Below are 8,889 nucleotides of genomic sequence, written 5' to 3' on the forward strand. Positions count from 1 at the left end.
GTTCAGCGCCGAAGCGCCCGCTCCTCATCCAGAAGTTCGATCATGTCCGCGCTCGCGATGTCGAGGGTCGGGCCGCGCCATGCCTCCACGACGCCACGGATCCTGACGAGCCGCCCCCGCAGCGTCGCCGCACTCAGACCACGTTCCCGCAACTGGCGCCAAGTGCGTTTCGACACGGTTACCGTCAAGCCGTCCTCACCCCGCCTGGCGAAATCGAGATAGGTCCGGGAAGAGCGCTCGCCGACGTTCAGGACCCGGCCCTGTGCCACGACGAAACGCCCGGTCGCCGCGCGCAGGGCGGCCCCATCCCGGCCTTCGCGAAGGCCGGAGTTCCACAGACCGAGTCCCGCCGAGCGGGGCGCCGTTTCCAGGTTCAGGAGCGCCGGCCGGCACAGCGTGTCGCGCTCCCCGGCATCGGCATAGGCGAGCCCCTCCCCGACCAGCCCGCCGGCGAGATCGACCGCCTCGTCGGCGACGGCCGCATCCACATGCGCCCGCCCCCAGCGATCGGGCTCTCCGCGCGGCAGAATGGTGAGAGTGCGGTCCCGATACCGGAGGAGCCACAGGCGGGCTCCGGCATCGTCCTCCGCCGGCCACCGGATACCGTCGAGGACCGCCCGGCTTCCCGAGGTCAGCAGCATCTCGCCGCGCTCACCCAGGGCCGCCAGCGAATCCTGCCGCAGCGATCCGATCCGGCATTCGGGCGTGACGGCCCGCGCCGCCTCGGCCCTCGCTGGCGCGGCGACGACGAGCGCCAGGCTCGCCACCTTCAGAACCAGTCCGGCCCGCCGCCCCACCGTCACGTTCTGCACCCTCCGCCCAACCGATTCCGAACCGCAGCGACCGAGGGGCATTGTGGAGCGTCGCATTGCAGCAAAACAAGGAAGCGCGGCGTGTCGATGGTTGGTTTGCCCCCTGCTGCGGCCGGTGAGCCACACCGGTAAAACTGTCGGGATCGGTCGCCCGGCGGCTCGGGAGACCGATCGGAATCATCCCTTGATTACCGTCGCCACCGTGCCCAGCTAACGAAAATCGGCTGCGGGCCCCTCTGGCGGATGCGCTCACATGCCATCCGTGATGTCGGAGCCGATGCTTTCCTGCGTTACGCGAAGCATCGACGGTCCTGCATGGTAGATCTTCTGTTCGTCGAATGGCTCGGCAAGCCCGTCTGGATGTGGCTTGGGTTCCATGCCCTGGTCGCCGGCCTCCTGGCCTTCGACCTCGGCCTGCTGCACCGCGACAAGGATCACGAGATCGGCGTGAAGGAGAGCCTCCTTCTCACCGCCTTCTATTTCAGCCTCGGTCTCGCCTTCGGCGGTTGGATCTGGTGGTATCTCGGGGCTCAGCCGGCACAGGAATACGTGGCCGGCCTCGTGGTCGAGAAGTCGCTGTCGATGGACAACGTCTTCGTCATCGCCGTCATCCTCACCTCTCTCGGCATCCCCCGCTCCGCCCAGCACCGGGTGCTCGTCTGGGGCATCCTCGCCGCGGTCGTCCTGCGCGGGCTGATGATCGGTCTCGGCGCGGCGCTCGTCCATCAGGCCGCCTGGGTCCTGTCGATCTTTGCCGCCTTCCTGATCTTCGCCGGCCTCAAGATGCTGTTCGGCAAGGAAGAGGAAGCCGGCGACATTCAGGACAACGCCATGGTGCGGATGCTGCGCAAGGTCATGCGCATCACGCCGGAGATGCATGGCCAGCGCTTCGTCGTGCGCAAGCCCGACCCCGAGACCGGCCGGAACGTCCTGTGGTTCACGCCACTCGCCCTCGGGCTGATCCTGGTAAACGGCGCGGACGTGATCTTCGCCGTCGACAGCGTGCCGGCGATCTTCGCGATCACCACCGATACGTTCGTGGTCTACACGTCGAACATCTTCGCGATCCTCGGGCTCCGCGCGCTCTACTTCGCGCTGGCCGCCATGGTCGATCGTTTCGCCTACCTCAAGACCGCCCTCGCCTTCATCTTGATCTTCATCGGCGCTAAGATCGTGGTCGCCGATACGTTCGACCTCGTCCACGTCCCGCCGTGGGTCTCGTTGGCCGTCACGCTGGTCCTGCTGGCCGGAGGCGTCGCCTACAGCCTGTGGCGCACGCGGGGGAGTGCCGGGGACGAGGGCGCAGAGCGTATCTCGCAGCGCGCCTGAGACGTTCGCGTCGCGCGATACCGAGTGAGCATCATGGGCGGGCCCCTTCCGGGATGCCCACCGGCCAGCGCGGGGCATTCGGGGACGATGCGAGGATGCGAGGCGGCGTCGGACGCCCTCAGCGCGACGGCAATCCGGCCAGGAGATCCCGCAAGGTCGTGATGGTCGACGCATCGGCGACGCCGTCTACGCGCTCCTGGCGGAACCGGCGCTGGAAGGCCGTGACCACGGCCTTCGTCCGCGGATCGAAGACTCCCGTCACCGGAAGGTCGTAGCCGTAGAGCGCGAACATGGCCTGCAACGCCTCGATCGGCTGGCCGCCATCGCCCTCGGCGAAGAACCGTCCGTCGCGGATCGGCGCCGCCGGCACATGGTACCCGATCCCCGCCGTCGCGAGACGATCCCACGGGAAATGCTCGCCGGGATCCTCCTTCCGCTCCGGCGCGACGTCGGAATGCGCCAGCACGTGCCAGGGCGCGATGCCCCAGCGGATGACGAGGTCACGGCAAAGCGCGATCACCGCCTCGATCTGGACCGGCGGGTAAGGCGGCAGGCCGCCGGCATGCCCGCCATTGACGATCTCGACCCCGATGGACCGGGAATTGATGTCCCGCTCGACGCCGAAAGCCGTACGGCCCCAGGCGCCGGCCCCGGCATGCCAGGCTCGGCGCCCTTCCGGCACCATCTGGATCACTCGCCCGTCCTCGAGGACGACGTAATGCGCCGAGACCTCGGACATCGGATTGGCGAGGCGTTGCAGAGCGGCGGCCGCGCTCTCCATTCCGGTATAATGCAGGACCAGCATGGTCGGCGGCCCGCCCCGGCGCTCGCCGTGGTTGGGCGAGGGCATCACGCTGGTCGCCACCGGGCTCTCTGGCGTGGGTTTCATGCGGCTGTCCCCTCGTCGCGCCTCAGCGCAGGCCCCGCTCGGCCGCGATCCGGTCATAGGCGGCATTGATGGCGGCGAGCCGCCCGGTCGCGATCGCCACCGCCTCGGGCGGCAGGCCCCGCGCGATCGCACGGTCGGGATGGTTCTCCACCACCAGCACCCGATGCCGGGCCTTCACCTCCGCATCGCTCGCGTCGTGGTCGAGATCGAGGACGAGGTAGGGATCGTCCGCGAGCCGGACATGGCGGGCGGCGATGCGCCGGAAGGCGACGTCGTCGAAGCCGAAGGTCGCGGCCACCGCCCGCAGGTAGCGCTCTTCCGCCTCGTGGATCGCGCCATCGGCCTTGGCGATGTGGAACAGACCGTCCAGCACATCCTCCAGCAAGGCCGGCTCGTCGCGAAACGCCGTCGCCATCTGCCTGGCATAGGCCTCGAACCCCGCCGATGTCCCCTTGGCGAGGTCGAACAGGCGCTCGACCCCGGCCCGTTCCCGCTCTCCCACCTGGATCACCCTGGCGAAGGCCTCGACTTCGGAGGGTGTCACCACGCCGTCGGATTTCGCCATCTTGGCGGCGAGGGCCACCAGACCGGTGGTGAAGACCACGTCCTTCGGCGTGGCGCCGAACAAAGCTCCCTCCCGATCCACCAGGAAGTGGCCGGCGACCCCGCCGACCAGCCCACCGATCGGGCCACCGATGGCGAGGCCGATTCCGGCGCCGCCGAGCTTTCCCCAGATGCCGGCGCTCACGTCGAAGCGCCATCGTCGGGGCGGCGGGTTTTCGTGGCGGTCGAGTGGAGATCGTAGTGAGGCGGCATCGGCATCGCGGGTGGTCGTCCGGCCCTGGACCGGTTTGCTCGGGCAGACCCGCATACGGCAAATGCCCCTCGTCCGTCTTGTCCCCGCGGCATGAAAAAGGGCCGAGGCATGCGCCCCGGCCCTGACCGTCTCCCGAAAGGAGAACCGTCTCAGCGGCAGTACACGTCGCCGTAGGCGTCGCGATAGGTGCCGTAGGGGCAGCGCGGCGCGGTGCCGGCGCCGATGATCGCGCCGCTGGCGCCGCCGATGGCCGCACCGGCCAGCGCGCCGCCCGCACGACCGGTGGCAGCGCCGCCGATGGCCGCACCGGCCAGCGCGCCGAGACCGGCGCCGCCGAGGGCACGATCCTGGGGAGTGTTGCAGGCGCCGAGCGAGAGGGCGAGAGCCCCGGCGAGGGTAGCGGCAATGAGCTTCTTCATGGTCCCGAGACTCCCTTGTGCGTTTTGTTTCCCGGCTTTTCGCCGAGGTGACCTTGCGCGACGTAGCTTAGCCATTCCTTTCGTGGAATGCACAGGATGCGAGAACGGTTCCGGCCACGCTTTCCGTTCCGGCGAAAAACCCTCTACTGATGCGCGCCTGACACGTCGGGCGACGCATGCTCGACACGACGACGAGACCCAGGACCTTCCGAGGAACCCATGCTGCGCGCCACCGCCATCGTCCGCAAAGCCGCCATCCGCCCCGATTCCGTGGCGGACACCGTGACCCTCGATCATGCCGGCCGGCAGGGTGCGCCTGCGATCCTCACCGGCTCGGGGGGGGTGAGCTTCACCCTGGCGCTGGCGAAACCGTCCCCCGTGGAGGACGGCGACGCGTTTCGCCTCGATGACGGGCGCTTGGTGACGATCCGCGCGGCCGCGGAATCGCTGCTCGAGATACGCGCCGAGAATCCCATCCGCCTGATGCGCCTGTCCTGGCAGCTCGGCGGAAGCCACGTCCCGGCCGAGATCGGCAAGGACGTCCTCTACGTGCCGGATACCGCGGCCAATGCCGAACTGATCCGCGGCCAGGGCTGCGCCGCGACCCCCGTGTCGCGCGCCTTCAAGCCCGAGCGCGAAGCCCACGATCACAGCCAGTGCGGCCACGACCACGGACACGCCCACGGCCATGATAACGGGCACGCCCACGGCCATGACCACGACCACGGACATGGCCACGGGCATGCGCACGCACACGACCATTCGGATCACGGGCATGTGCATGGGCCGGACTGCAAGCACGATCATTGAGCTGGCCGGCCCGCGAGGGCGGCGTCGGGCCGGCTGACATCGGGCGGATGCTTTCCCCTATCGGCACCGAGGGGTGACGGACGATCGCTTCGGTTGCGTCGAATGTCTGAAACATTCGTCCGTGCGCCGGCGCCGCTCACGAAGTCAGCGAGCCGGACGCACCGGAGCGGTGGCGAAAGCTCGTCACCGGCGTGAGCGGATCGAGGCTGAGAGCCTCGGCCGCTCAGCGGGCGTGCAGGAACTCGAAGAAGGCATCCGTATCCACGGACCAGCTATCCTGCTCGCCGATCTGAGGCTCGAGCCACGCGCGATAGTCATGACCCCGCACGAGGCTCAAGCGAGCATAGTTGAACCGCAGCTTGTGCGTTCCGTCCGAAACCGGAATGATCTCGGTCACCTTCGTTCCCGGATTGCACATGACGAGATGTGAAAGACCGGCACCGTGAGGAGCCACGATCTCGCGTGCGGATGACGCCATGAAGAATTGCTGCCAGAGCGGCATGCCCGTGAACGAGACGATCTCGTAGTCATCGCTTACCAGCCGAGCCTCTATCTCTTTCTCGTTCGACAGCGGCCGCCGTTTGGCATCGCTGCGAGAGATGTAGATGCGCTCCGATGGGGTAACGGAATGCGTCTCCGCCATCTCCTCGGCATACGCCTTGAGGCGATCGAAGATCGATGAAATCTGCTCCCAGTACATCAAGCCGCCGAATCCAACGCGCGGAATGATCAAGCGCTTGACGAATGCTGCCCGCCCGACGGCATAGGATTGCCAGCCCAGATCGACCAACGAAAGCGTCTGTGCCTCAAACGGTGAGGCCCGATCACTTAAAAGAATCGGAAACGCGTCGCAGCCATCTTGAAGCATCCAAGAAAAATTGGAGACCCGATCGACGAGCCAATGATAGATTCCACGCGTCTCTTTGATCCCATAGACAGCAGTTTCGAAATTCTGCACATCATCCTTTCGAGCCTGAAATATTTCCTTGCCGGTTGTCTTGATGATGGCGCCGTCTTCAAGCCAGATTTGTCCATGGCGGTCAACGAATACGTTTTCATATTCGCTTAGTGCGGGACGCTTGGGTGATGAGAGCCCCCTACGCGTACTTTCCATTGCAATCTCGAAGGCCGCAAGATGACGGGGTGCGGTGCGAGGGCTGATGGAGGCGACTGCTTTGCCGATGACGGTCGGGCTTGAGGTTGAGGAAGCAAACGATATTTCGGAAGACGTAGGCCTAATTTCTGATCCGCCCTTCATGGCCACCACAATGGCCGCCTTGATCTCAGCACGAAGGTTTTCATCCTGAGAATAGGCGATCAACCGGCGTGCTTGCTTGACAAAGGCAGGATCATTCGAAAGGTCAGGATTAGCCTGAATGGTTTTCCAGGCCAGATCGCATCGTTCCGCCGCGACGAACGCCCGTGCGAATGAATAGCGATGGGTACGATCCCAGCGCTCCAAGAAGACGATATTTGCTGCCCTATTTAATGAGTCGATCTGCGATAGCTCATAGGCTGCCGCAATGTAGGCATTGAGGATATGATGGCTTTGAAGAAGGAAGGCCTCGTCCCAGCCCCAGTCCAAGATCTGCTGCCAACGGCCGTTGGACACCGCTCGCCGAGCATCGGCCAGGGTTGCCAACCTATATTCAGCCAGTCGCGCCATAGAGCTCGAATTCATATCTGCCACCACGACGTGCAATCACGCATCTTTGATGGGTACACAAGAGATCGTGATGGGAGAAGACACAGGGGCGAAAAAAGAACCCTCTCCGGCATTCACCGAGCTGAATTCGAGCGATGCTTCTGCGGGGCAAAAAATGGCAGGATGAGAGGTCGGTCATTTCCCCCATCCAGTGTGGGATCAAGCATAGGCGTCTCTCGCGCAGAATACGGGTCCGGGGTGTTTCTCCTGCCAGATCACGGCGAGTCGATCCGCGTTCTGCTTCGACCCTCGCATCGATCCGCAAGCGTTCAGCGGTCCCGTCATCAAAATTTCGGTCTGACGGAGAGAGAAGCCGTTCACCAGCGCGCTGAAATGAGCCGGCTCATACTCATCGTCGTTGATCCAGCAAGCAGTAGTCGGTCACAGGCCGAACGTCCTGGTTTCCCGATGGTTCACCCGTCTCTTTGGACGGCGATCTGCCCGTGGTATCCCGTGAAGACGGTCCGCTGCTTCCGCTTGACAATGGTCCCCGTGGAGCCTTGCAGCCCGCTGAAGCAGGGGGCCGAACTCTTACAGCGTGCTGTAAGAGGCGAAGACGAATGAGGCGTATCGAGCCCGCCCGAGCGGGACCGAGTACAGCACGAGATTCCCGCGAAGTGACTGACAGCGTTCAAAAACTCAACGATTTCAGCCCGTACCGTTTCTCGGTCGCACCGATGATGGACTGGACGGACCGCTATTGCCGGTCGTTCCATCGCGTGCTGTCGCGTCGCGCCCGGCTCTATACCGAGATGGTCACGAGCAATGCCGTGATCCACGGTGACCGGGAGCGGCTTCTCGGCTTCTCGCCCGTCGAGCATCCGGTGGCGGTCCAGCTCGGCGGCTCGGTGCCGGCCGATCTCGCCGAGGCGGCGCGGATCGCGGAAGGATTCGGTTACGACGAGATCAATCTCAATGTCGGCTGCCCCTCCGACCGTGTTCAGGATGGCCGTTTCGGCGCCTGCCTCATGCGGGATCCCCTCCTGGTGGGAGACTGCGTCGCTGCCATGAAGGCCGCGGTCTCGGTGCCCGTCACCGTGAAGTGCCGGATCGGCGTCGACGACCAGGATACCGAGATCGCCCTGAACGCGCTCGTCGATGCGGTGGAGCGGGCCGGTGTCGACGGACTGATCGTCCATGCGCGCAAGGCCTGGCTGCAAGGCTTGTCACCGAAGGAGAACCGTGACGTGCCGCCCCTCGATTACGGGCGCGTCGCGCGGTTGAAGCAGCGCCGCCCGTCCCTGCCCATCGCCATCAATGGGGGCATCGCGACGATCGACCAGACGCTGGCGCAGCTCGACCATGTGGATGGGGTGATGATGGGGCGAGCGGCCTATAACGACCCGGCCCTTCTGCTCGACGTCGACGAGCGGATCTTTGGCGAGCCCCCCGCTGTCGCCGATGCGTTCGAGGCGGTGGAAGCCTTTGCTCCGACGATCGCCGAGGCCCTGGAGCGAGGGCTTCGCCTGCACAATCTCACGCGGCATATGCTCGGCCTGTTCAACGGCCGGCCCGGCGCCCGTGCCTATCGGAGGCACCTCTCGACATTCGGCACACGCGCCGAGGCCGATCTCTCGACCCTCCGCGAGGCCGTGGCTCAGGTGTCACGGCTGGAGGGGGCGATGGTTGACGCCGCGTGAATGGGCCTTCTCATCCGTCGGTCGCGCGGTCGGATGAGCCGAGCCCGTGACGTGTGGGCCGGTCATCCGGGGCATGAGGTTCGTGGAGCCCCCTCCCCTTCCCGCGAGACGGTCGAGAGGCGCGGTTCGGTTTCACGATTGCCGCCGATGCGGGTGTTTTGACACGACGAAGCCCGCTGCGATGTGTGTCGCGGCGGGCTTTCGGTGTTGTGTGTGTGTGAGGGTTTTGGTTGCGGGGACAGGATTTGAACCTGTGACCTTCAGGTTATGAGCCTGACGAGCTACCGGGCTGCTCCACCCCGCGCCAGGGTGTCGTGCCGCGCGCCGGTGTGAGACCGTGCGGGCCGGTTTTGGATCGTTTGCGAGGGTGTGTCTTGTTCTGTGCAGGTCTGGCGGCGACCGACTCTCCCGTGTCTTGAGACACAGTACCATGGGCGCTGGTGCGTTTAACGGCCGAGTTCGAGATGG

General features: G+C 65.5%; 8 protein-coding genes, 1 tRNA gene and 1 rRNA gene. 3 read left to right on the forward strand and 7 right to left on the reverse strand.

The window, feature by feature from the left end; translation table 11 throughout:
• Positions 1-2: 2 nt before the first annotated feature.
• The gene (locus ACFQ4G_RS12145) at positions 3-812 is read right to left on the reverse strand and encodes a DNA-binding protein (protein ID WP_238206440.1); all 810 of its coding nucleotides are present in this window, start codon (positions 810-812) and stop codon (positions 3-5) included.
• A gap of 315 nt (positions 813-1,127) precedes the next feature.
• Between ACFQ4G_RS12145 and ACFQ4G_RS12150 the strand changes: the two genes are divergently transcribed.
• Positions 1,128-2,141, forward strand: coding sequence for a TerC family protein (locus ACFQ4G_RS12150; protein WP_238206438.1), 1,014 nt, complete (start codon positions 1,128-1,130; stop codon positions 2,139-2,141).
• Positions 2,142-2,259: 118 nt separating this feature from the next.
• Here ACFQ4G_RS12150 and ACFQ4G_RS12155 read toward each other — a convergent pair whose 3' ends face one another.
• The 3 genes from ACFQ4G_RS12155 to ACFQ4G_RS12165 form a co-directional block, all read right to left on the reverse strand.
• Positions 2,260-3,030: an N-acetylmuramoyl-L-alanine amidase gene (locus ACFQ4G_RS12155; RefSeq protein WP_238206436.1), complete on the reverse strand. Its 771-nt coding sequence runs from the start codon at positions 3,028-3,030 to the stop codon at positions 2,260-2,262.
• A gap of 22 nt (positions 3,031-3,052) precedes the next feature.
• A complete protein-coding gene (locus tag ACFQ4G_RS12160) occupies positions 3,053-3,778 on the reverse strand; it encodes a TerB family tellurite resistance protein (RefSeq protein ID WP_238206434.1) in 726 nt (241 codons plus the stop codon).
• A gap of 218 nt (positions 3,779-3,996) precedes the next feature.
• The gene (locus ACFQ4G_RS12165) at positions 3,997-4,266 is read right to left on the reverse strand and encodes a hypothetical protein (RefSeq protein WP_018042474.1); all 270 of its coding nucleotides are present in this window, start codon (positions 4,264-4,266) and stop codon (positions 3,997-3,999) included.
• Positions 4,267-4,485: 219 nt separating this feature from the next.
• On the opposite strand from ACFQ4G_RS12165, the gene ACFQ4G_RS12170 reads away from it, so the two are divergent.
• Positions 4,486-5,076 (forward strand): urease accessory protein UreE, encoded by a 591-nt coding sequence (locus ACFQ4G_RS12170; protein WP_238206432.1) that lies wholly within the window; start codon positions 4,486-4,488, stop codon positions 5,074-5,076.
• A gap of 223 nt (positions 5,077-5,299) precedes the next feature.
• Here the strand turns inward: ACFQ4G_RS12170 and ACFQ4G_RS12175 are convergent, their stop codons facing one another.
• Positions 5,300-6,718, reverse strand: a complete 1,419-nt coding sequence (locus ACFQ4G_RS12175; protein ID WP_238206430.1) for a glycosyltransferase family 61 protein — start codon at positions 6,716-6,718, stop codon at positions 5,300-5,302.
• Positions 6,719-7,398: 680 nt separating this feature from the next.
• Here ACFQ4G_RS12175 and dusA point away from each other — a divergent pair.
• A complete protein-coding gene (gene dusA / locus ACFQ4G_RS12180; protein ID WP_379040273.1) occupies positions 7,399-8,421 on the forward strand; it encodes a tRNA dihydrouridine(20/20a) synthase DusA in 1,023 nt (340 codons plus the stop codon).
• Between the two features lie 227 nt (positions 8,422-8,648).
• Here dusA and ACFQ4G_RS12185 read toward each other — a convergent pair.
• Positions 8,649-8,725: transfer RNA gene (locus ACFQ4G_RS12185), tRNA-Met, on the reverse strand.
• Between the two features lie 83 nt (positions 8,726-8,808).
• Positions 8,809-8,889 (reverse strand): 5S ribosomal RNA (gene rrf, locus ACFQ4G_RS22040); the annotation flags it as partial.

The sequence above is a fragment of the Methylobacterium marchantiae genome, from assembly GCF_042679825.1.
Lineage (GTDB): Bacteria > Pseudomonadota > Alphaproteobacteria > Rhizobiales > Beijerinckiaceae > Methylobacterium > Methylobacterium marchantiae.